Annotated in this window: 21 protein-coding genes and 1 pseudogene; 8 read left to right on the top strand and 14 right to left on the bottom strand. The window is 67.0% G+C overall.

Annotated features, from left to right (window positions below):
• Window positions 1-131 precede the first annotated feature (131 nt).
• The 4 genes and pseudogenes from V8F63_RS09260 to V8F63_RS09245 form a co-directional block, all read right to left on the bottom strand.
• Window positions 132-881, bottom strand: a complete 750-nt coding sequence (locus V8F63_RS09260) for a hypothetical protein (RefSeq protein ID WP_392352934.1) — start codon at window positions 879-881, stop codon at window positions 132-134.
• A 248-nt stretch (window positions 882-1,129) separates the two neighbouring features.
• Entirely contained in the window at window positions 1,130-1,342 is a 213-nt protein-coding gene (locus V8F63_RS09255) for a hypothetical protein (protein ID WP_392352933.1), read from the bottom strand.
• 2 nt (window positions 1,343-1,344) lie between these two features.
• The gene (locus V8F63_RS09250; protein ID WP_392352932.1) at window positions 1,345-1,590 is read right to left on the bottom strand and encodes a hypothetical protein; all 246 of its coding nucleotides are present in this window, start codon (window positions 1,588-1,590) and stop codon (window positions 1,345-1,347) included.
• A gap of 343 nt (window positions 1,591-1,933) precedes the next feature.
• A pseudogene (locus V8F63_RS09245) lies at window positions 1,934-4,107 on the bottom strand (malate synthase G).
• A 102-nt stretch (window positions 4,108-4,209) separates the two neighbouring features.
• On the opposite strand from V8F63_RS09245, the gene V8F63_RS09240 reads away from it, so the two are divergent.
• A complete protein-coding gene (locus V8F63_RS09240) occupies window positions 4,210-4,566 on the top strand; it encodes a LysR family transcriptional regulator (RefSeq protein ID WP_392352931.1) in 357 nt (118 codons plus the stop codon).
• On the top strand, window positions 4,530-5,099 hold the full coding sequence (locus tag V8F63_RS09235; RefSeq protein ID WP_392355068.1) for a substrate binding domain-containing protein: 570 nt from the start codon (window positions 4,530-4,532) through the stop codon (window positions 5,097-5,099). The genes V8F63_RS09240 and V8F63_RS09235 overlap by 37 nt, the downstream gene beginning before the upstream one ends.
• Here the strand turns inward: V8F63_RS09235 and V8F63_RS09230 are convergent, their stop codons facing one another.
• Together V8F63_RS09230 and V8F63_RS09225 are read right to left on the bottom strand one after the other, a co-directional pair.
• On the bottom strand, window positions 5,100-6,122 hold the full coding sequence (locus V8F63_RS09230) for a prolyl oligopeptidase family serine peptidase (RefSeq protein WP_392352930.1): 1,023 nt from the start codon (window positions 6,120-6,122) through the stop codon (window positions 5,100-5,102).
• On the bottom strand, window positions 6,122-7,564 hold the full coding sequence (locus V8F63_RS09225) for a hypothetical protein (RefSeq protein ID WP_392352929.1): 1,443 nt from the start codon (window positions 7,562-7,564) through the stop codon (window positions 6,122-6,124). Before V8F63_RS09225 ends, V8F63_RS09230 begins: the two co-directional genes overlap by 1 nt.
• Before the next feature lie 164 nt (window positions 7,565-7,728).
• Between V8F63_RS09225 and V8F63_RS09220 the strand changes: the two genes are divergently transcribed.
• Window positions 7,729-8,430 carry a CoA transferase subunit A gene (locus V8F63_RS09220; RefSeq protein WP_392352928.1) on the top strand — a complete coding sequence of 234 codons (702 nt, stop codon included), beginning with the start codon at window positions 7,729-7,731 and terminating at the stop codon, window positions 8,428-8,430.
• Window positions 8,431-8,432: 2 nt separating this feature from the next.
• Window positions 8,433-9,083, top strand: coding sequence for a 3-oxoacid CoA-transferase subunit B (locus V8F63_RS09215; RefSeq protein ID WP_392352927.1), 651 nt, complete (start codon window positions 8,433-8,435; stop codon window positions 9,081-9,083).
• A 172-nt stretch (window positions 9,084-9,255) separates the two neighbouring features.
• Here the strand turns inward: V8F63_RS09215 and V8F63_RS09210 are convergent, their stop codons facing one another.
• From V8F63_RS09210 to V8F63_RS09175, 8 genes are all read right to left on the bottom strand, one after another.
• Window positions 9,256-9,885: an ABC-type transport auxiliary lipoprotein family protein gene (locus tag V8F63_RS09210; protein WP_392352926.1), complete on the bottom strand. Its 630-nt coding sequence runs from the start codon at window positions 9,883-9,885 to the stop codon at window positions 9,256-9,258.
• The gene (locus V8F63_RS09205) at window positions 9,882-10,820 is read right to left on the bottom strand and encodes an MlaD family protein (protein WP_312448865.1); all 939 of its coding nucleotides are present in this window, start codon (window positions 10,818-10,820) and stop codon (window positions 9,882-9,884) included. Before V8F63_RS09205 ends, V8F63_RS09210 begins: the two co-directional genes overlap by 4 nt.
• 15 nt (window positions 10,821-10,835) lie before the next feature.
• Window positions 10,836-11,630, bottom strand: a complete 795-nt coding sequence (locus V8F63_RS09200; protein WP_392352925.1) for an ABC transporter ATP-binding protein — start codon at window positions 11,628-11,630, stop codon at window positions 10,836-10,838.
• Window positions 11,627-12,427, bottom strand: coding sequence for an ABC transporter permease (locus V8F63_RS09195; RefSeq protein WP_392352924.1), 801 nt, complete (start codon window positions 12,425-12,427; stop codon window positions 11,627-11,629). The genes V8F63_RS09200 and V8F63_RS09195 overlap by 4 nt, the downstream gene beginning before the upstream one ends.
• Window positions 12,424-12,744 carry a hypothetical protein gene (locus V8F63_RS09190; RefSeq protein ID WP_392352923.1) on the bottom strand — a complete coding sequence of 107 codons (321 nt, stop codon included), beginning with the start codon at window positions 12,742-12,744 and terminating at the stop codon, window positions 12,424-12,426. Before V8F63_RS09190 ends, V8F63_RS09195 begins: the two co-directional genes overlap by 4 nt.
• Before the next feature lie 196 nt (window positions 12,745-12,940).
• On the bottom strand, window positions 12,941-13,888 hold the full coding sequence (locus V8F63_RS09185) for a flagellin (protein WP_392352922.1): 948 nt from the start codon (window positions 13,886-13,888) through the stop codon (window positions 12,941-12,943).
• A complete protein-coding gene (locus V8F63_RS09180) occupies window positions 13,885-15,360 on the bottom strand; it encodes a flagellar basal body rod C-terminal domain-containing protein (protein ID WP_392352921.1) in 1,476 nt (491 codons plus the stop codon). Before V8F63_RS09180 ends, V8F63_RS09185 begins: the two co-directional genes overlap by 4 nt.
• Before the next feature lie 8 nt (window positions 15,361-15,368).
• Window positions 15,369-15,974 (bottom strand): flagellar basal body protein, encoded by a 606-nt coding sequence (locus V8F63_RS09175; protein WP_392352920.1) that lies wholly within the window; start codon window positions 15,972-15,974, stop codon window positions 15,369-15,371.
• A gap of 918 nt (window positions 15,975-16,892) precedes the next feature.
• Here V8F63_RS09175 and V8F63_RS09170 point away from each other — a divergent pair.
• The 4 genes from V8F63_RS09170 (at window position 16,893) to V8F63_RS09155 (ending at window position 20,551) form a co-directional block, all read left to right on the top strand.
• Window positions 16,893-17,807 carry a flagellar hook-length control protein FliK gene (locus V8F63_RS09170; RefSeq protein ID WP_392352919.1) on the top strand — a complete coding sequence of 305 codons (915 nt, stop codon included), beginning with the start codon at window positions 16,893-16,895 and terminating at the stop codon, window positions 17,805-17,807.
• A 2-nt stretch (window positions 17,808-17,809) separates the two neighbouring features.
• Window positions 17,810-18,556: a flagellar hook assembly protein FlgD gene (locus tag V8F63_RS09165; RefSeq protein WP_134580213.1), complete on the top strand. Its 747-nt coding sequence runs from the start codon at window positions 17,810-17,812 to the stop codon at window positions 18,554-18,556.
• Window positions 18,557-18,568: 12 nt separating this feature from the next.
• The gene (gene flgE / locus V8F63_RS09160) at window positions 18,569-20,080 is read left to right on the top strand and encodes a flagellar hook protein FlgE (RefSeq protein ID WP_392352918.1); all 1,512 of its coding nucleotides are present in this window, start codon (window positions 18,569-18,571) and stop codon (window positions 20,078-20,080) included.
• Window positions 20,081-20,266: 186 nt separating this feature from the next.
• Window positions 20,267-20,551: a DUF1153 domain-containing protein gene (locus V8F63_RS09155; RefSeq protein ID WP_024353268.1), complete on the top strand. Its 285-nt coding sequence runs from the start codon at window positions 20,267-20,269 to the stop codon at window positions 20,549-20,551.
• The last annotated feature ends 54 nt before the right edge of the window (window positions 20,552-20,605 follow it).

The following is a 20,605-nucleotide window of genomic DNA, read 5'->3' as shown; positions in this document are numbered from 1 at the left end:
AATCTATGCGGGCTTGACCAGCAAGAGCGGCACGCAGCGCGCGCAGTCGCCAACCTAGCGAGCAATGGTCACCGAAACGAAAACGGGGAGAGCCGCGAAGCTCTCCCCAAACTCGGTCGTGTTCGTTCGACTTAGATGCCGGCAGCGATCGTGACGCTGACCGAGCCGGTGTAGTTACCGGCCAGCAGGGCCTTCGACTGCTGCAGGATGCTGACGTTCAGCAACATCGGGGACTTCCAGGCGCCGTGCTTGCGGTTGTCCGTGGTATCCTGAGCGCCCACGGTCCACGACTGGTTCGACGCAGTCGTCGAATCGGTCGCGCCAGCCTTGTAGGAGGCAGTGACCGAGAACGGCAGGGTGTTCTGGAACACAGTGGCATCATAGCCGCTGGCGTTGTCGCTGACCATGTTGACCTTCGACACCGTGACGGTGTTGGCGGTGTTGCAGCCGGCCAGGTTGGTTGCGATCTCCAGGGTAGCAGGCCCCGTCATAGTGAAGGCAGCAGCCGGGCCAGTGCTGTCATCGGCATAGATACCGATGGCACCGAAGTTCAGGGTACGCCCTGCTTGGGTGCCGGCATAGTAGGCGCAATCCGTGGCAACTTGGCCCTTCAAAGTGAAGGTCGCGCCCTGCGAATTTGAAGCGGTGCCGTTGTCGCCTTGCGAGTTGCCGCGAGCGTGCCACGCCGTCGCAGCCGCGAACTGATCGCCAGCTTGCGGCGTACCCACAGCGCGCAACCAATTCAGGGCGTGGTTATCCGCACCGATCGTAGCGGGGTTTGGGAGACGGATATTCTGGCCATAGCTGATATCGCCGGCCGAAGCGGCCGAGGCGGACAGGGCGGCGATGGCGACGCCGGCGAGGATCGAAGCGATTTTCATAGGAATTCTCCAAACGAGGTTCTGACGAAATGTGCCGACCGAGATGGAGAAGCCCCTCGATCTGATGATTTATTTGCAAGATGTTAAGAAGCAAGTCAATGCAAATAAACCGTCGTTAGGCATGTTTTATTGAATTCGACCACCAGGTGGTAAATAAATTACCCCAATTAAACGCGATTAGCGACCAATCACTTCAGGATCGGTCGCCGAACAAATCTGCGAATACATGAATTACGTCAGCGAGGACGCTACACTCTCGGCGCCACCGTGACGCTAAGGACTTCCGAATACTCTCCGGCCAGAAGCCCCGCACCCTCCGGTCGATCGGTGCGAATCTGGATTTGGCCGCCGCCCTGGGCGATGCCGTCGCCGCTGCTGAGGATCTTCTTGCCCGTCAGGTTCTGGCTGGCGAAGACGCCGCCCAGCGTCGCCGCATGAGGGCTGAGGGTCGGGATGGTCACGCTCAGGGTATAGCCCAGCCGGCCCGCGAAGGGCCCTCGCCGCGCGGCTTGGTCACGTGAGCCAGGCCGCCGCTTTGCGACTGGAAGCTGATGTCGAAGGGCACGTTGCACGCCAGGGCGAATTCCGCATCGACCTGCTGGCCGCCGGTGAGTTCACCGAAATCGATGTCGCCGCCGCCCGCCAGGCGACAGCTGGCCGTGATGCGGCCCGTCACCTCGACGTCCAGCCGCGCGCCGTCGGCGACCATTGTCTCAGCTCTCGCCGGCGCGGCGGCCGCAGCGGCTAGCGCCATCGCACCGAATACACAGGCCGCCAGGCGCGTGCTTGCGCGCTTCGCAGTGGAAGTGGTCTCCCCGAGCTTCACCAGTCGCCTCCCCTTGACCGCGGATCGCGGCGCCCTCTCCGCGAGGGCTTCAGCGGTCAGCGTTCCAAGAGGCGTGCCATCCCATTTCGGCACACTTTCCAGCGTTCAGACGGCCGCGGCCGCCCGAGTGGTTAATGAAACGTTAACGTCAAGCTCTCTAGGGCGACGTCGCCAACAGGGCAAGCGAATGTTTCATTATGGGATTGCAGTGATTTTCTTGTAGGCTTCAGCCCGCCTTGGCCTTGCGGCGCCAGTGGGTCAGCAGGTGCTCGGTATAGCCGTTCGGCTGTTCCCTGCCCTTGAACACCAGATCGCAGGCCGCCTGCCAGGCGGGGCCGTCGTAGCCAGGCGCCAGGGGGCGATAGGCCGGATCGCCTGCGTTCTGGCGATCGACCACCACGGCCATACGCTTCAGCGCCGCCATGACCTCGTCCTCGGTCGTGACGCCGTGGCGCAACCAGTTGGCCAGATGCTGGCTGGAGATGCGCAGCGTCGCCCGATCCTCCATCAGGCCCACGTCGTGGATGTCCGGCACCTTGGAGCAGCCGACGCCCTGATCCACCCAGCGCACGACGTAGCCGAGGATGCCCTGGGCGTTGTTGTCCAGCTCCTGCCGGATTTCATTCGCGCCCGGCGTTCCGGTCGCGAACGGCGGGGTCAGCAAAGGCGTCAGGCCGGTCGGCGCGCGGGTAGCGATATCGACCTGACGCGCCCAGACGTCGACCTCGTGATAATGCAGGGCGTGCAGGGTCGCCGCTGTCGGCGACGGAACCCAGGCCGTCGAGGCGCCCGCGCGCGGATGCCCCGCCTTGGCCGCCAGCATATCGCCCATGCGGTCGGGCGCGGCCCACATCCCCTTGCCGATCTGCGCCCGGCCCGACAGGCCCGCCTTCAGGCCGATATCGACGTTGCGATCCTCATAGGCCGTGATCCAGCCGGTTTCGCGCACCGCCTCCTTGCGGACGACGGGGCCGCCTTCCATCACCGTGTGAATCTCGTCGCCCGTGCGGTCCAGGAAGCCGGTGTTGATGAAGACCACCCTGCCCTTCGCCGCCGCGATGCAGTTCATCAGGTTGACGCTGGTGCGACGCTCCTCGTCCATGATGCCCATCTTCAGCGTCAGGGCGGGCAGGCCCAGCATGGCCTCGACCGCGCTGAACAGTTCGTCGGTGAAAGCCACCTCGTCCGACCCGTGCATCTTGGGCCGCACCACATAGACCGAGCCCGCCGGACTGTTGCGCGCCTCGGCCGGACGGCGCAGGTCGTGCAGGCCGATCAGGCCGGTCATGGCGATGTCCAGCAGATGCTCGGGCGTCTCGCGCCCGTGGGCGTCCAGCACGGCGTCGGTCGTCAGGTGCAGGCCGACGTTGCGCACCAGCATCAGGCTGCGCGCCTTCAGCGCCAGCGACGAGCCGCCCGGCGCCGTATAGAGGCGGTCGGGGTTCAGCCGCCGCTCGACCGTGCGGCCGTCCTTTTCGAAATCGGCCTGAAGATCGCCGCGCATCAGGCCCAGCCAGTTGGCGTAAACCAGCCGCTTGTCCGCCGCATCGACGGCGGCGACGCTGTCCTCGGCGTCGGCGATGGCCGACAGGGCCGCCTCGACCACGACATCGGCGACGCCCGCCGGGTCGCCCTTGCCGATGCGGTGCGTGCGGTCGATGACGATCTCCAGATGCAGGCCGTTGTGGCGCAGCAGGACGCCCGACGGCGTCGCCGCCTCCCCCGCATGACCGGCGAAGACGGCCGGATCGGCCAGCCCTGTTTCACGCCCCCGGACAGGGCGGCGACCAATCGCCCATCCTCGACGCGATAGCCGACCGCTTCGGCATGACCGCCCTCAGCCAGCGGCGCGGCCTGATCCAGGAAGGCGCGGGCGCGGGCGATGACGCGGGCGCCGCGTTCGACGTCATAGCCGCCCGCCTTGGGCGCCTCGCCCAGCGCATCCGTGCCGTAAAGCCCGTCGTACAGGCTGCCCCAGCGCGCATTAGCCGCGTTCAGCAGATAGCGGGCGTTGGTCAGAGGCACGACCAGTTGCGGCCCGGCCATGCTGGCGATCTCGGGGTCGACGTTCGTTGTCTCGGCCTGCACGCCATCGCGTTCGGGCTCGACATAGCCGATTTCGCGCAAGTAAGCCTGATAGGCCGCCTGATCCGGCTGGCCCGGATAGGCGCGGTGCCAGTCGTCCAGCTTGCGCTGCAGTTGGTCACGATGTTCCAGCAGGTCGCGGTTGCGGCGGCCGAAGCGGGCCAGCAGCCCCTCGACCCCGGCCCAAAAGGCCTCGGCGCTCACACCCGTGTCCGGCGTCGCCTGATCGCGCACGAAGGCGTCCAGTTCGGCGGCGACCTTCAGGCCGCCATGGCGGACATAGGCGTCGGCGGGGGTCTTGGGGGCGTCGAACATGGCGGTCTCCTTCAGCCTGAAGACTACGCCGCCGCGGCCCGCGCTATCCACGGCGAAGAAAGACGCTTATCTTTGCCAAATCCGCAATGATAAGGCCCCGCCATGCTGGCCGAGTATGAAATCTTCGTCCGTGCGCTGGAGGAAGGCAGCCTGTCCGCCGCCGCGCGGCGACTGGACCTGTCGCCCGCCGTGGCCTCTCGCAGGCTGGCGCGGCTGGAAGACCGGCTGGGGGTGCGGCTGATCGAGCGGACCTCGCGCCGTCTGGCCCCGACCGAGGCGGGACGGCTGGTCTATGACCGCGCGGCGCAACTGCTGGAGGGGGTCGAGGACCTGGAGGCCGTGGTGTCGCGCCGCACCACCCAGGCGCGCGGCCTGCTGCGGGTCTCGGCGCCGACCTCGTTCGGGCGGCGACGGCTGGCGCCCTGCTCCAGCCGTTTCTGGCGGCGCAGCCCCGCCTGACGCTGGAGCTGAACCTGACCGACGCCTTTGTGGACCTGATGGCCGAGGACGTGGACGTGGCGGTGCGGATCGGGAGCTATGAGGCGGCTGATCCGCTGATGCACCGACTGGCGCCGAACCGGCGGGTGCTGTGCGCCTCGCCCGCCTATCTGGCCGAGCACGGCGCGCCGCAGACGTTGGACGACCTGCGCCGCCACGCCCAGCTGGCGGCCGAGAACCAGTCGACCTGGCGGCTGGAGGGTCCCGAAGGTCCTGTCGTCTTCCGCGCCCGCAGCCGGGTGCGGACCAACTCAAGCGAAGTGGCCCGAGAGTTGGCGCTGGCGGGCCTCGGCGTCGCCCTGCGCTCGACCTGGGATGTCGGCGACGAACTGCGCGACGGGCGGCTGAAGGTGGTGCTGCCGCAATATGCCGGCTCGTCCGACGTGGCGATCTTCGCTCTGACGGCAGGGCGGGCGCGGGCCGAAACCCGCGTCCGCGCCTTTATCGACTTCCTGACCGGCCTCTACGGAGAGACGCCGGAGTGGGACCGCTGACTATTCCTGAGACGAAGTAGTCGTCGGCTTCATCCAGCGGTCCAGCCAGGCGCCCATCTCATACAGGGTGTGGCCGACAGACTCCCGCGCGCGATAGCCGTGGTCCTCTTTGGGCAGAACCACATATCGAGCCGTGGCGCCATTGCCCTTCAGCGCGGCGTAGAAGCGTTCCGTCTGGATCGGGAAGGTGCCGGAGTTGGCGTCTGCCTCGCCGTGGATCAGCAGGATCGGCTCGTTGATCTTGTTGGCGTAGGTGAAGGGCGACATGGCGTTGTAGGTGTCGGTCGCCTCCCAATAGGACCGCTGCTCGGCCTGGAAGCCGAACGGCGTCAGGGTGCGGTTATAGGCGCCCGAACGCGCGATGCCGGTCTTGAACAGGTCGGTGTGCGCCAGCAGGTTGGCGGTCATGAATGCGCCGTAGGAGTGGCCGCCGACGGCGATCCGGTCGCGATCCGCCACGCCCAGCGCGACCACGGCGTCGACCGCCGCCTTGGCGCTGGCCGACAGCTGTTCGATGTAGGTGTCGTTCGGCTCGGCCCCGTCGCGGCCGATGATCGGCATCGTCGGGTTGTCCAGGATGGCGTAGCCCTGCGTCAGCAGGAACAGATGGCTGGAGCCGCCCGGCCGCACGAAGCGATTGTCGGTGTCGACGACCTGACCGGCCACAGCGGCGTCGGTGAACTCGGCCGGATAGGCCCACATCAGCAGCGGCAGCGGGCCGTCTCGGCCCTTGTCGTAGCCGGCGGGCAGATAAAGCGTCCCCGACAGCTCCACCCCATCGTCGCGGGTATAGGTGATCAGTTCGCGGCTGACCCCGGCCAGTTGCGGCGCCGGGTCCGGGAAAGCGGTCAGGGCCGTCACGCCGCCGTCCAGATCCCGCACGCGCAGGTTGGCCGGGTCGGTGCGGCTTTCGCGATAGGTGACCAGCTTGCGGCCGTTCTCGTCCAGCACGCCGACGACGGTCTCGTACTCGCCCTGGGCCGAGCGCCACAGACGCTCGAAGGCGCCGGTCTTCAGGTCCATCAGATCGAGGAAGGGATATTGCCCTCGCGCGTCGCGCCCCCGCCCTCGACGAAGACCTTGGAGCCGTCGGCGTTGAAGCGCATGACCGAGCGGCCGCGCGCGTTCGGCTCGGTCATCACCGAGCCCGGATCATTATAGCGGTCCTGATAGTTGCGATCGACCAGGATGCGGCCCGCGCCAGGGTTGGACGGATCGACCAGGGTGCGCGTCTCGTGGCGGGTGTTGAACCAGCGGCTGTTGACGATGGCCACGTCGTCACGGCCCCATGTGGTTCCGGCGTAGCGCTCCTTCAGGTCAAGCAGCACTTGCGGACGGTCGTTGAACGGCGCGCGCAGCATGAAGACGCGGTCGCGCACCTCGGCGGCGTTGCGCGGATCGCCGCCGTCCTGAGCCTCGGCCCAGACCAGGGTGGCGTCGGCGTCCGCCCGCCACTGGACCGAACGCGGCCCCGGCGCCACGGCGTCGAACGGCGTCGGCACATTGTCCCGCAGCGGCAGGTCGGCGACGCGGTGCGCCTCGCGCCCATTGAGGTCAGTCACGATGATGTCCGACGGGAACAGGCTGGCCGGCACCACATAGGAATAGGGCTTCTTCACCCGCGTCTGCAGGATGTAGCGGCCGTCCGGCGAGGTCGACAGGCCCAGCACGACGCCCGGCTGCCCCACAGTGCGGGCGCGACCGTTCAGCGACACCACGGTCGGCTGGCTGGTGAAATAATAGTCGAACAGGGCCTCGTCGCCCGCATTGGTCAGCAGGTCCTGATAGGTGCGCACGGGAGCGGCGCGGCCGCCGGTCTCGGTGATGATAGGGCCTTCGGGCGGATGATCCACGTTCGGGGCCACGCCTCGCCCGGCTGGAACCGCCAGGACCAGCAGGCCCGACGAATCCGGCAGCCAGGAGAAGCCCGAACCCGAGGCGGCGTTGACCATCGGCCCGTTCAGCTTGCGCGCCTTGGCCTGGGCGACATCAGCGACCCACAGCTCCAGTCCGTTGGGGACGTTGACCAGGAAGGCGACGGTCTTGCCGTCCGGCGCCCAGCTGGTGTTCGTCAGGCGCGCATTGGCCGGCAGGCCCGACACAGGCCGCGCGGCGCCGCCGTCGATCGATTGGAAGCTGAGCCCGGTCAGCCAGGAGACGCGGCTGTTAGCCGGGCCGTTGTTGCGCGGGTTGATGCGATAGCCCGCCAGCCGCAGCATCGGCTCAGACAACTCAGCGATGCTGGGCAGATTAGACCGGTCGGTCAGCAGCAGGGTCTTGCGATCCGGGCTGACGCTGACGCCCGGATTCGGCTTGGCGTCCAGAATCTGGGCGATCGGCGCCGGCGGTTGCTGATAGGTCGGCGCCGCATCCTGGGCGATCGCCGCGACCGGCAGCATCAGGGCCGGCACGGCCACAGCCAGAACCAAGGCGGGCAAGGCGGCCCCCATCAGTCGATTGCGCATAAAGTTTCCCCACTGAGTTCAGTCTTGTGCGGCCGTAGGTGTGTCGCCCCAAGGTCGCGCGGTCAACCGTCCGCCGTTTCGACGCGTGGCGCTTGCCCCCTTCGCCGCCCGCTTTAAGGACGAAGGAGACGGCGATATTCATCAGATGGTGAAAAAGGAGTCCGATGGGCAAGATTTACGCTGACGTGAAGTCCGCGCTGGAGGGGCTGACATTCGACGGCATGACCGTCATGTCGGGCGGCTTCGGCCTGTGCGGCATCCCCGAGAACCTGATCGCGGGCCTGCGCGATACGGGGGTCAAGGGCCTGACCGTCATCTCCAACAATGCGGGCGTGGACGGCTTCGGCCTGGGCCAACTGCTGGAGACGCGCCAGATCGCCAAGATGATCTCGTCCTACGTCGGCGAGAACAAGGAGTTCGAGCGCCAGTATCTGGCCGGCGAGTTGCAACTGGAGTTCAACCCGCAGGGCACCCTGGCCGAGCGCATCCGCGCGGGCGGCGCAGGCATCCCGGCCTTCTTCACCGCCACCGGCGTCGGCACCCTGGTCGCCGAAGGCAAGGAAGTGCGCGAGTTCAACGGCCGCCGCTACATCATGGAAACCGGCCTGATCGCCGACCTGGCCATCGTCAAGGCGTGGAAGGCCGATGAGCGCGGCAACCTCGTCTTCCGCAAGACGGCCCGCAACTTCAACCCGATGATGGCTGCGGCCGGCAAGGTCACGGTCGTCGAGGTCGAGGAGATCGTCCCCGTGGGCTCGCTGGACCCCGACCACATCCACACGCCGGGCGTCTATGTCGACCGCCTGATCCAGACCGTGTCCGAGAAGCGCATCGAACAGCGCACTGTCCGTCAGAAGGGAGCGTAACCATGGCCCGCACTCGCGAACAACTGGCTGAACGCGCCGCCAAGGAGCTGCAGGACGGCTTCTACGTGAACCTGGGCATCGGCATCCCGACGCTGGTGGCCAACTACATCCCGCAGGGCATGACCGTCACGCTGCAGAGCGAGAACGGCATGCTGGGCATGGGCCCATTCCCCTATGAGGGCGAGGAAGACCCCGATCTGATCAACGCCGGCAAGCAGACGATCACCGAGATTCCCGAAAGCAGCTATTTCAGCTCCGCGGACAGCTTCGCCATGATCCGCGGCGGCCACATCAACCTGTCGATCCTGGGCGCCATGGAAGTGGCCCAGAACGGCGACATCGCCAACTGGATGATCCCCGGCAAGCTGGTGAAAGGCATGGGCGGCGCCATGGATCTGGTCGCGGGCGTCAAGCGCGTGGTCGTGGTCATGGAGCACGCCAACAAGCACGGCCAGTCCAAGGTGCTGAAGGAATGCACCCTGCCGCTGACCGGCACGGGCGTGGTCAGCCGCATCATCACCGATCTGGCGGTGTTCGACGTCAAGCCGGACGGTTCGGGGCTGGAGCTGATCGAAATGGCCGACGGCGTCACTCTGGACGAGGTCGCGGCCAAGACCGAGGCCGAATACACGGTGGCGCCGGGCGTGGGCTGAGCCCACTTCCCGTCTGTTCCTCCCTTCTCCCTCGAGGGAGAAGGGGGCGCCGGAGGCGCTCGGATGAGGGGGCTGTGTCCACGTGTAGGACGGCTGACATCGAGGGCGAAGCCGACCTACCCCTCATCCGTCTCGCTCCGCGAGCCACCTTCTCCCCAAGGGGAGAAGGATTCTACTGTGCCGCCTGGCTGGCCTGCTGGTCGGTCCAGACGACGATCTGGCGGCTGGCCTCGGCCGTGGCGCGGTCGAAGGCGGCGACGATGGCCGACTGGCGGTTCTCGCCGGCGTTCTCGCTGACCGAGATGCGGTCTTCGGCCACGATGGAGCGGTCGCCCGGCCGAACCAGACGCAGCAGCACGACGATATTCGCATCCGGCACGGCGCCCGGCGCGGCGTAGACGGCCTCGAACCGGCGTACGTCCACGCTCAGCAGCAGGCCGTCGCGCGTCAGCGGACCGGCGCTCAGAACCGTGCAGGTCGCCCCGTCCAGAAAGGCGTTGCGCAGGGCTTCTTCGAACAGGGTCTCGGCCGGAGACACCCAGCGTGCGCCCTTGATATAGGCCGCCTCGGCCCCTGTGACGGCCAGCACGCGGTCGCCACGCGCGGCCTCAGGGAAATCGACGCGGCGCATGGCGACATGAACGTCAGGACAGGCCGAGGTCGCTCCCGTCCCGGCGAAGGCCGAGGCGCCGCCAAAGCGGTACAACTGCACCGGATCAGGCGACGACAGCAGGGCGCACCCGGACAGCGCGCCAGCCAGGGCGACCGACGCCGCCGCAATCATCAGAGTGGAACGGATCACGGCTGCACCTCGATTTCCTTGGACGGCGCCTTGGCGATGAAGTCGCGCGGGCTTTCACGCACATTGTCGATCAGCGACTGAAGCGAACGCGTCGCCTGATCCAGTTGGCGGATGGTGTCGTTCAGCTGCGGCACCGTCTGCGTGCCGAAGTCGCCCAGCGGCCCCTCAAGGCCCGACGCCGAGCGGTTGATGGAGGCGATGGCGGCCTGCGCCTCCTGCGTCGCCTTGTTGATATTGGCGATCGCCTGCCTGCCGTCGGTGTCGATCATCTGACGCGCGCTGACGCCCAGGGCCTGATATTCGCCGACAGCGGCGTTGGCCTTGGTGATCGTCTCTTCAAGCTGCTGGAACATGCCTTTGCGGGCTTCGAGTTCGGCCGTCAGGGCCTCGACGTTCTTCACGCTGGTCGAGAAACTGCGGATGTTGTCGTCGGACATGACCCGGTTGATGCGGTTCAGGGCGTCCACCGTCTGAGCCAGCACCGTGCCCGAGCCGCTCAGCAGTTCGGCGATGGGGCTGGGCTGGCTCTGGATCACCGGCACGACATTGTCGGGGTATTGATCTTTCAGCAAGGCGCTCTCGGGCGTGCCGGCCGTGATCTGAATGTAGTTCAGGCCCGTGATGCCCTGCGGCTCCAACTGGGCGCGGGAGGTCACCCGCACCGGGGTCGTGCCGTTCAGGCGGACGCGGGCGATGACCTGATCGCCCTTCTTGGGATCAAGGTTGAGGTTGGTCACCTCGCCGACGCGAATGCCGTTGAAGTGGACTTCCCCGCCCTCCGACAGTCCGCGCACGGGTCCGTAGAAGACGATGTCATAGACATCGTAGTCTTTGTTGAACTGCAGCCGCGCCAGCCAGATCGTGAAAACCGCCAGCGCCACCAGAAGGGCGACGGTGGCGATGCCGACGGCGGCGTAATGAGCGTCTCTTTCCATCGTTTCGCGTCCTCCTCAGGCCGCGGTCTTGTGGGCGGCGCGTCCGCGCGGCCCCAGGAAGTATTCCTTGATCCAGGGGTGGTCCGAGCGTTCCAGCTCAGCGACCGGCGCCTTGGCCACCACATGTTTATCGGCCAGCACCGCCACCTGGTCGCAGATGGCGTAGAGGCTATCGAGGTCATGGGTGATCATGAAGACAGTCAGCCCCAGGTCGTCCGACAGCTGACGGATCAGCTCGTCGAACGCCGCCGCCCCGATGGGGTCCAGCCCCGCCGTCGGCTCGTCCAGAAAAACCAGCTCGGGGTCCAGCGCCAGGGCGCGGGCCAGGCCGACCCGCTTGCGCATCCCGCCCGACAGTTCCGCCGGTTTCAGATAAAGCGCTTCGGGCTTAAGCCCCACCATGGCGACCTTCATCTCGGCCAGTTCACGGATGGTGTTCTTCGGCAGTTGGGTATGTTCGACCAGCGGCGAGGCGACATTGTCCAACACCGACAGGGAGGAGAACAGCGCCCCCTGCTGGAACAGCACGCCGGTGCGGCGCTCGACGGCGGCGGCCTCCTCCTTGGTCATGGCGCTGCGGTCCTCGCCGAACAGACGCACCTCCCCACCTTCAGGCTCTTTCAGGCCGATGATGGAGTTGAGCAGCACCGTCTTGCCGGTGCCGGAGCCGCCGACGACGCCCAGCACTTCGCCACGCATCACGTCCAGGTCCAGGTCCTGGTGGATGACCCGCTCGCCGAACTGGCTGAGCAGGCCCCGCACCTGAATGACGGCCTCGCGGTCGTCCGGTTTGCGCGTCTCGGCCGTCATATTTTCAGCTCGATGAAGATCAGGGCGAAGACGGCGTCCAGCAGGATGATGGCGAAGATGGCCTGCACCACGGCCGCCGTGACCCGGCGCCCCAGGCTTTCGACGTCGCCCGCCACCGACATGCCCTGGCGACAGCCGATCGCCGCGACGACAAGGGCGAAGACGGGCGCCTTGATCAGGCCCACCATCATGTGGGTCGGCATGTAACCGTCCTCGACCAGCCGCTGGAAGAAGAAGACCGGGCCCAGGTTCAGCTGGCTCCACGACACCAGCACCCCGCCCAGCAGCCCGCCCACCATCGCCAGGAAGGTCAGCAGCGGCAGCATCACCAGCAGGGCCGCCAGACGCGGAATGACCAGTGCCTGGAAGGGATCGACCCCCATGACCCGCATGGCGTCCACCTCCTGCGTCATGCGCATGGAGCCGATTTCTGCGGCGAAGGACGAGGCCGAGCGGCCCGCCAACAGCACCGCCGTGATCACAACGGCGAACTCGCGGAAGACGGCGACGCCGATCAACTGCACCGAGAAGACCCCCGCGCCGAACTGGGTCAGCAGGTCCACGCCGATGAAGGCCACGACTGCGCCAATGAAGAAGTTGGTCACCACCACGATGGGAATGGCGTCCAGCCCCGTGCGCTCGGCCTGACTGAACCAGGCGGCCCAACGGATCTTGCCGGGATGCTTCAGCGTCGTGACCATAGCGGCCATCAGCCGGCCCAGGAACGCAAGCGACAACATCGCCTCGGCGCCGAAATCGTAGACGCCCCGCCCGACCTTGGCGAAGCCGCGCGTCATTGCGCCGCCCGGCGGGGCGGCTCGGTCGTCATACAGTCCAGCCGGGCCACCATGCGGTACAGCCGACCCGCTTCGGGCCGCGCAGACCAGGCGGATTCGGGAATGGGTCTGCTCATGGCCTGAGCCACCGCCAGAGCGCCCGCGGTATCGAAACGGCCGAGGTCGTCCAGGTCCAGAACCGTGACCGGCCGACCGTCAAGCTCGGTTATCAGCCGGTCGCCGAGACGGCCGACGGACACGGTCGACCAGTCCCCGGCCAGGCGCAAGCGCGTCTGGCCGTCCTGCTGATCCTCAATCTGGAAATCCGCCCGCTTCATGAGTTCGACACTGACACAGGCCCGTTCGCGCGCCTACGCGGCTTAAAGCTATGCTTTTCGCCGGACGTCAACGACTGATGACAACTCTTGATCTCTTCCGGCCTTGCTGAGCGCAAGCCAAGCCCTCCCCCGTCACGGCGCAGCTTTGTGAACGTCGGGGAGCGATTTTTGTTCAGAGGCGTCGAAAAGCAAAGGTCTAGCGCAGATAGTCCAGCAGCGAGACCTGCCGCAGTTGGCTGATCACCTGGGCCGAAGCCTGCAGGGCGACCTGGGCCATCTCCAGCTCCACAACCGCCTCGGCCATGTTGGCGTCAGTCTTGCCAGACAGGATAGTGTCGACCGAGATCTTGCGCGCCTCCTGCGACTCCAGCAGGCGGTCCACCCGGTTCTGCATTCCGCCGTTGGCGGCCTGCAGCTGGACAACGCCCTTCGCCGCCGCCTCGAAGCGCCCCATCTGCGTCGTCAGAAAGGCTTTCTGCGCGTCGGTCATCTGTCCTTCCAGCGGCGCCGCCTCATGGGCCAGCTGAATGTCGCGGAAGATGGCGAACAACTCCGCCCCCATAGCGTCGGCCAGGAAGCCGGTGTCCATCGACACGTTCTCGTCCAGCCAGGACGATTGCTTCAGTTGATCGTTGCGGAAGGCCGCATTCTCATCAGGCAAAGCGGCCAGCTTGGCCATCATGGTCGCGCCAGGCTGGCCAGGGATGTCAGGCAGGTCCACGGGCGCGCGGTCAGAAGCCCCGCCGCCGAACAGATATTTGCCCTGATGCTTCATGTTCAGCCCGTCCTGAGCCTCCATGAACAGGCTTTCCAGAGAGCCCATCAGCGCGTCCATGCGTCCGGCCGCGATGGCGTCGGCAAGGGCCTGGCGCGCGGCGGTCGCGGCGTCGGCGACGCGGTCCATCGCCAGGTCCTGGGTCTCCAGCCGGGCGGCGACGGCCTTGTTGGTGTCGATGAAGGTCTGGATGCGGGTCTGGCTGGACTTCAGCGCGCTGACCGTTTCCGATCCCCGCCCGAAGCCGACCAGATCGGTGGCGTTCTTCTGGGTGTTGACCTTCTTCTGGGCCGTCTCGGCGCGCGACTGGGCCGACATCAGGTCCAACAGGGCCGATTGGTAGTTTCCAAAGGTCGAGACGCGGGTCATCGCACCATCCCCAGCAGGATATCGTACATGTCCTTGGCGGCCTGAACCATGCGCGCCGAAGCGTTAAAGGCTTGCTGATAGGTGGTCATCAGCACCAGCTCCTCGTCCAGATTGACGCCTTCGACCGAGGTTCGCCGCGCCGTCGCCTCCTTGGCCAGGGCCGTGGCGCTGACGGCGCTGTTCTTGGCCATTGCGGCGCGGCTGCCGATTTCGCCCGATAGTTCGGACGCATAGCGCGACAGCGACATGGAGCCGCCCGCCGATCCGCCCGCCGCCGAGAAGGTCGTGGCGTTCTCACCCGCCGCGGCCAGAAGCCGGGCGCCGCGCGCATCGTTCCGGCCGACGACGGCCGTGCCCAGACCGCCCGTGGCGTCCGCCTTGGCGAAGGCCATCAGCGCGGGATCACGCACAATGTCCGCCCGGACTGAAAAGGCGTCCGCACGCGAGGCGCGCGCACCGCCCAGGCCGAACAGGGCGCTCATCGATACGCCGGACGGAACCTGAGTGGTGCGGTCCTGCAGCACCGAAAGCTGGGCTCCGGAACCGGGCCGGGGCGTGAACGCCATCTCGCCCGCCGCATTGAGGCTGAAGGTTCCCATGCGTCCGGCGCCCGTCATCGGATCGTTCAGCGCGGCCAGCAGGCTGGTCATGTCGCCGCCGGCGGGGACCGCCACCTGGACATCGCGCAGCTTGGCGCCCGCCGCATCGCTGAAGCGGAAGGTGATGGTCTCCCCCGCCGGGAAGCCATGCTGCGACGCGCCCGTCATGCCGGTTTCGTACATCGCCGGCTGGTCGGTGGAGATCAGGTCGTTCAGGCCGAAGAAGTGCGAAAAGCCTCGCCCGCCCTTGTTCGTCGGCGCGGCGGGGTCGTCGACCACCACGACTCCCGTGCCCGGCGCGCCCTCGATCTTCAACCGCCCGTCGACGAAGCTGGCGCTGCCGTTGGTTCCCAGCTGGGCGTTCAGATCGGCCAGGAAGGTCGCCAGGTTCGCCGTCGCCAGATCCAGGTCCACCTTGTGCAGGGCGACGCCCTGGTCATTGGTGATGACGATGGAGGTCCGGCCGGTGAAGCCCGCCAGCGCGGTCTCCAGCGACTGGCCCACATTGCGCCCGGTCAGGCTGTTCGGCGGCGGCGCGGCCGAGGAGGCGTTGTGCGCCCGGTTCAGTTCATCCGCTAGCCGCGACATCAGTTCAGCCAGACGCTCGGCCGTGGCCGGGGCCTCGCCGTCGCGCAGTTCCAGCAGGCCCTTGATCTCGCCCGACCCCAGACCCTCGGCCAGAGAGCGGGCCTTTCCGGCAGGCGGTTCTATGACCGTGATCTCGTTGAACACCGTCTCGGCCGCGACAGCGCCCGCGCGCACATAGTCCAGCTTGGCCGCCCCCTGCCCCGCCAGCAGGATGCCGGCGCCGGTGCGGATTTCGACCCCGCCCACGGCGCGGCCGGTGATGCGCACGTCCATCAGGCCGGACAACTGGTCGATCAGGGCCGCCTGAGCCGTCTGGGCGCCGATGAGTCCGCATTGACCACCGTGGCCTTGGCGATCTCGACGTTCAGCTTTTCGATCTGCTCCAACAGGCTGTTGGCCGTCTCGACCGCGCTCTTGATGCGGGCGTCGGCGTCTTCGCGCACGGACTGGATCTGGCTGTTGATGCGGGCTGCTTCGTCGAACAGGCCTTGAGTCTTCCAGATGGCGTCCTGGCGTGCGGGGCCGGAGGTCGAATTCTCGGCCGAGGCGGCGAAGGCGGCGAAGACGCTGTCGATCTGCGAGAAGAAACCGCTGTTGGCGCCGGGGTCGCCGAACATCGACTGGATGCGGTCATAAAGCTCATAGCGCACCGTCTGACGCCCGGCGTCGGCGCTGGCGTTCAGGCTGGCGGCCTGGAGGAAGCGGTCGGTGGCCAGGCGGATGCGGGCGATCTCGACGCCAGCGCCGACGCCTTGACTGGCCCAGGACTGCTGGTCGGCGATCTTGCGGACATAGCCGGGCGTGTTGACGTTGGAGACGTTGTCCGAAACCACCCGCAGCTGCGTCTGGGCCGCATTCATGCCTGAGGTGGCGATGTTCATGATCGAGTTGAGGGACATCAGACGGCTCCTGCGCCCAGGCTGATCGATGGGCGGATCGACGGGCGCGCGCTCGGCAAGCCTTGCAGGCAAGCGTGCAGATCTTGCCCGGCGAATTGAGCGGGTCTTCTGACCATCTCTTTGATTTTCCTCGACATCGGCATCCGGCCCCTGTGCGTTCACAGGTGAGGGAGGCAAGGCGCGGGCCAATTCGCGCGGCGCCGTCTTCGCCCGGCAAAAAGCGACAGGCGCGGCAAGAAGCGCCCGGCGTTGGAGAGTGCGATCAACGTGCCGCCGAGATAGAACCTAGAGTTATATCAATGAGTTAGCGCCTGCACCTGCATTTGGCCCGGGGCTTGCGGAGGCTTTGCCGAATGACCCAGGCGCAGCAGGCGCCGCCCTACCGACCGAAAGCGCCTGCCTCCGCATGTCCGCCCTCAGCATCCTGTCTGTCCTGACGCCCGCCGCCCCTGACGGCGCCGGCCCGGACGCCTCGATCGAGGCGGCGGCGGATAGCGCCATGTTCGCGGACCTGATGCTCAAGGAAGAGGCGCCCGAGGCCCCATCCGCCGCTCCCCCGCCGGTCAGGGCGCCCGCCGCACAGACTGAGCCCGAGGACATGGGCGCGGCCATCGCCATGATTCCGATCTGGTTCGCTCCGACTCCTGAGCCTCAACAGCTGGCCGTCAGCGAACCGGCGCTGCCGGGTGAGAGCGACAGCGCGCCGCTGCACGCGCGCCCCGCGCCCGAACAGCCCGCACCAGAACAAATCGCCGGTGCGTCGCCCGAAGCAGAGGCCCCGAACGCAGACGCGGCCCCCGTCGCCGCGCCAATCGCTCCATCCGCACTTTCGCCGTCCGCCCTTTCGGCCCCCGTCGGTCCGGCGGTCGCTGCGACGCCCGCTGCGACTGCGCCTGCGGCCGACTCCTGGCCGGCTCCGTGGCCGCAGCTAAGACGACGCCTCTCCTCGTCGCCGAATATTCTGAAGCCCCGCCTGACGCCGCGCCTGCCGAGGGCGAAGAGCTGGCCGAGCCTCCCGCGCCCGCCCGTCCCGCCTCGCCTGCGTTGTCCAGCCCGATCCCCGCCCTGCCGGGCGTGACCGGCTTCCGCTCGGGCGCCGGAGAGCGACTGGCCTCAGCGCGCGAAGCCATCCAAGCATCAGCCTCGGCGGAGGGCGGCTCGGAGCGGTCGTCGGCCGAGCGCCTGACGTCAACCGATAATCCGGCGGCCGCCACAGCGCCCGCCGCTCGGCCCTCCCCCGCAACATCGCCCGCCGCGCCAACCGCGCCCCCGCCCGCGCTCGCCCCGCCTTCGGCTGACGCGGACGCGCCGGTTCCGCCCCCGGCCTTCGCCGAAACGGTCGGGCCCGAGGCGTCTGCCGCGTCGCGCGACCTCGGCCTGTCGCAGCTATCGCGCGCCACGGTCGAGACCACCGCCCAGATCGCCGCCCAGATCATCAAGAAGCTGGACGGCCGCTCGACCCGCTTCGACATGGCGTTGACGCCCGAGGGCCTGGGCCGGGTCGATGTCAGCCTTGAGATCGAGTCCGACGGTCAGGTCACGGCCCGTCTGGCCTTCGACACCCCGGCCGCCGCCGCCGACCTGCGCGCCCGCGCTGATGAACTGCGCCGCCAGCTGATGGAGGCGGGTCTTCACCTGTCGAGCGACGACCTGGAGTTCGCTGAACGCGATCCCTCGTCCGGCTTCGGCGGCGGCGCCTTCGAGCGCCAACCCGACCGCCGCGCCTTCACCGGCGCCGCCCGACTGGCCGCAGAGGCCGATTCCGTCGTTCCGCCGCCCAGCGCCTGGACATCCCTATCCCTGACGCCTGACCGCGTCGATCTGAAGGTCTGACGATGGTTGACGCCGTCTCCTCCAACAACGCCGCTGGCCGGGTGAACGCCGGGGGCCAGATGCTGGCCTCCAACTTCCAGACCTTCCTGTCGCTGCTGACCACCCAACTCAGGAATCAGGACCCGCTGTCGCCGGTCGACTCCAATGAGTTCACCGCACAGCTGACGCAGATGGCGGGCGTCGAGCAGCAACTGCTGACCAACGACCTGCTGACCGGTCTGCTGAAGGCTCAGCAGGGCGACGGCCTGACCGGCGCCGCGCCCTATATCGGCAAGGACGCCACCGCCGTCTGGTCCGCCACACGCTTCGAAGACGGCGAAGCCAGCTGGAGCTATGAACTGGCGGCCGATGCGACCGACGCCACGCTTCAGGTGCTGGACGCCTCGGGCAAGGTGGTCTGGAGCGGCCCGGCCCCGGACAAGACCAACGGCCTGCATGACTTCAAGTGGGACGGAAAGACCACCGGTGGCGGCCAGGTGGATGATGGCGGCGTCTATACGCTGAAGGTCGTCGCCAAGGACGGGGCGGGCAAGGACGTCGGCAGCCAAGTGCTGATCCGCGGCCGCGTCACCGGGGTCGAGATGTACGACAACACCCCCTTCGTCGTCATCGGCAAGTCGATCATGCCGGTGTCCAGCCTGATTGCGCTGGAGGAGCAGAAGGCCGCCGCCAAACCCGATTCCAACGAGGACGCGGGCGCGCTCAGCGCCCTGGCTTCGAAACTCAACCCCTTCAATCTTCTCTCGTAAGGAACCCCAGCCATGAGCATCAACGGCGCCATGCTGGCCGGCGTGTCCGGCCTGACCGCGAACGCCGCGGCCCTTTCGACGATCTCGCAGAACATCGCGAATGTGAACACGGTCGGCTACAAGCGTGCGGCGACGGAGTTCTCCACCGTCGTCAACGCCCAAACCCAGGGCGTCGGCTATTCGGCCGGAGGGGTGCAGGCGACCGCCCGTCACTTCATCAGCCAGGCGGGCCAGCTTCAGCGCACCACCTCGGGCACCGACCTGGCCATCGCCGGTCAGGGCTTCTTCGTCGTGACGGAAAAGTCCGAGAACCTAGCCCTGTCTGACGCGCGCCTGTTCACCCGCGCCGGGGCGTTCAAGATCGACGACCTCGGCTATCTGCAGAACACCTCGGGCCTGTATCTTCAAGGCTGGCCGGTCGCCAGCGACGGCACGGTCAACGCCGACCCTTCGGACATGAGCCGCCTGCGCACCATCAACGTCGGCTCGGTCGGCGGCGCCGCCGAACCCACGACCCGCGTCAGCCTGAACGCCAACCTGAAGTCCAGCCTAGCGGTCTCGGACGCTGTTAAGGCCAAGACCGCGCTCGAGAGCGGTTTGCTCGATCCAACCGATCCCACCGACGCCGCTACTATCGCCATCGCTTATGATCCGGCGTCGCCAACGCGGTCTATGGCCGCGTATGATCCGGTCAACTTCCCCGGCCGCGGCACCCGTCCCGATTTCGAAATCACAATTCCCGTTTCGGACTCGAAGGGCGGCCAGCGCAACATCACGGTCTCTCTTTTGAAAGCAGAGGGATTGCCCGCAAACCAATGGTACGCTGAAATCCGCGCACCCGACGGCGCGGTGACCAACCTCAATGGGCAGTTGGCTTCCGGCCGCATTGCGTTCACTCAAGAGGGCCGTCTGGACATCGACGGCATGAAGGATCCCGCCATCCTGCCTGTTCCCGCCGAAGGGTGGCTGTTCGCGGACCCCGCCAACGCCAGCATCTCGCTCGGGTCCTCGAACGGCATGACGGCCGGCACGAACGGTCAATGGCATCCGGACCTCGGCATCGAAGCTCAAACCATCGCCTTCGACCTGGGTGCCTCGACGGGCGGACTGACCCAGTACGACAGCACATCCATCGTCCAGGCCACCTATACGAACGGCACCGCGTTCGGAAACCTGACCGAGGTGAAGATCGACGAGACCGGCTTCGTCACCGCCATCTTCGACAACGGCGTGATGCGCAAGATCGCCCAAGTGGCCCTTGCCACCTTCCCCAGCGCCGACAGCCTGACCGAGGTGTCGGGCAACGCCTTCCGGGTCAGCCAGAACTCCGGCACCTTCAACCTGAAAGCCCCCGGCACGGGCGGCGCAGGCCTGTTGGGCGCGCAACAGCTGGAAGCCTCGACCGTCGACCTGTCGACCGAGTTCACCGGCCTGATCACCACCCAGCGCGCCTATTCGGCCTCGTCCAAGATCATCACCACCGCCGACGAGATGCTGGCGGAGCTGATCAACATCAAGCGCTGATCGGCCAACGGGAATCCATGAGCAAGGTCTCGTTAGACTCGATGAATCCTTCCTTTAGCCGGCGCAGAAGGCGCCCGGCCCGACGGATGCGTCTTAGCCATTCCTTCACCACGACGCTTAAACGCCCCTTAGCGGGCCGGGGCCTAGCCTGCGCGTCTATGGTGGTGGTGAGAGAGGCTTAAGCCCATGCTGCAAGAGCGACGCCTTAACAGTAACGGCGAACAGTACGTGGTCGGGCCGACGGGCACGCCCCTGACCCTGCGCGATCTTCCGCCTTCGGACACGAACCGCTGGGTCATCCGGCGCAAGGCCGAGGTGGTGGCCGCGGTGCGCGGCGGGCTGATCAGCCTGGAAGACGCCCTGGAGAAGTATCGCCTGACGGCCGAGGAGTTCATGGCCTGGCAGAAGGCCATCGACAAATGGGGCATGCAGGGTCTGCGCACCACGCGCATCCAGAGCTATCGCGACTAGGCTGTTTCGCCTGACCGCATGATCACGGCCGCTCCAGAAACGGGGCGGTCTTTT

Source organism: Brevundimonas sp. LF-1, assembly GCF_037055305.1.
Taxonomy (GTDB): domain Bacteria; phylum Pseudomonadota; class Alphaproteobacteria; order Caulobacterales; family Caulobacteraceae; genus Brevundimonas; species Brevundimonas sanguinis.
Note: the sequence above shows the minus strand (reverse complement) of the source record. Positions and strands in the feature narration are given on the sequence as shown.

Excerpts from the sequence above, each read along its gene's own strand:
- V8F63_RS09260 (WP_392352934.1), bottom strand. The coding sequence starts at position 881 with ATGAAAATCGCTTCGATCCTCGCCGGCGTCGCCATCGCCGCCCTGTCC.
- V8F63_RS09250 (WP_392352932.1), bottom strand. The coding sequence starts at position 1,590 with ATGGTCGCCGACGGCGCGCGGCTGGACGTCGAGGTGACGGGCCGCATC.
- V8F63_RS09240 (WP_392352931.1), top strand. The coding sequence starts at position 4,210 with ATGCTGGCCGAGTATGAAATCTTCGTCCGTGCGCTGGAGGAAGGCAGC.
- V8F63_RS09230 (WP_392352930.1), bottom strand. The coding sequence starts at position 6,122 with ATGGACCTGAAGACCGGCGCCTTCGAGCGTCTGTGGCGCTCGGCCCAG.
- V8F63_RS09225 (WP_392352929.1), bottom strand. The coding sequence starts at position 7,564 with ATGCGCAATCGACTGATGGGGGCCGCCTTGCCCGCCTTGGTTCTGGCT.
- V8F63_RS09220 (WP_392352928.1), top strand. The coding sequence starts at position 7,729 with ATGGGCAAGATTTACGCTGACGTGAAGTCCGCGCTGGAGGGGCTGACA.
- V8F63_RS09215 (WP_392352927.1), top strand. The coding sequence starts at position 8,433 with ATGGCCCGCACTCGCGAACAACTGGCTGAACGCGCCGCCAAGGAGCTG.
- V8F63_RS09205 (WP_312448865.1), bottom strand. The coding sequence starts at position 10,820 with ATGGAAAGAGACGCTCATTACGCCGCCGTCGGCATCGCCACCGTCGCC.
- V8F63_RS09200 (WP_392352925.1), bottom strand. The coding sequence starts at position 11,630 with ATGACGGCCGAGACGCGCAAACCGGACGACCGCGAGGCCGTCATTCAG.
- V8F63_RS09195 (WP_392352924.1), bottom strand. The coding sequence starts at position 12,427 with ATGACGCGCGGCTTCGCCAAGGTCGGGCGGGGCGTCTACGATTTCGGC.
- V8F63_RS09190 (WP_392352923.1), bottom strand. The coding sequence starts at position 12,744 with ATGAAGCGGGCGGATTTCCAGATTGAGGATCAGCAGGACGGCCAGACG.
- V8F63_RS09185 (WP_392352922.1), bottom strand. The coding sequence starts at position 13,888 with ATGACCCGCGTCTCGACCTTTGGAAACTACCAATCGGCCCTGTTGGAC.
- V8F63_RS09175 (WP_392352920.1), bottom strand. The coding sequence starts at position 15,974 with ATGTCCCTCAACTCGATCATGAACATCGCCACCTCAGGCATGAATGCG.
- V8F63_RS09165 (WP_134580213.1), top strand. The coding sequence starts at position 17,810 with ATGGTTGACGCCGTCTCCTCCAACAACGCCGCTGGCCGGGTGAACGCC.
- flgE (WP_392352918.1), top strand. The coding sequence starts at position 18,569 with ATGAGCATCAACGGCGCCATGCTGGCCGGCGTGTCCGGCCTGACCGCG.
- V8F63_RS09155 (WP_024353268.1), top strand. The coding sequence starts at position 20,267 with ATGCTGCAAGAGCGACGCCTTAACAGTAACGGCGAACAGTACGTGGTC.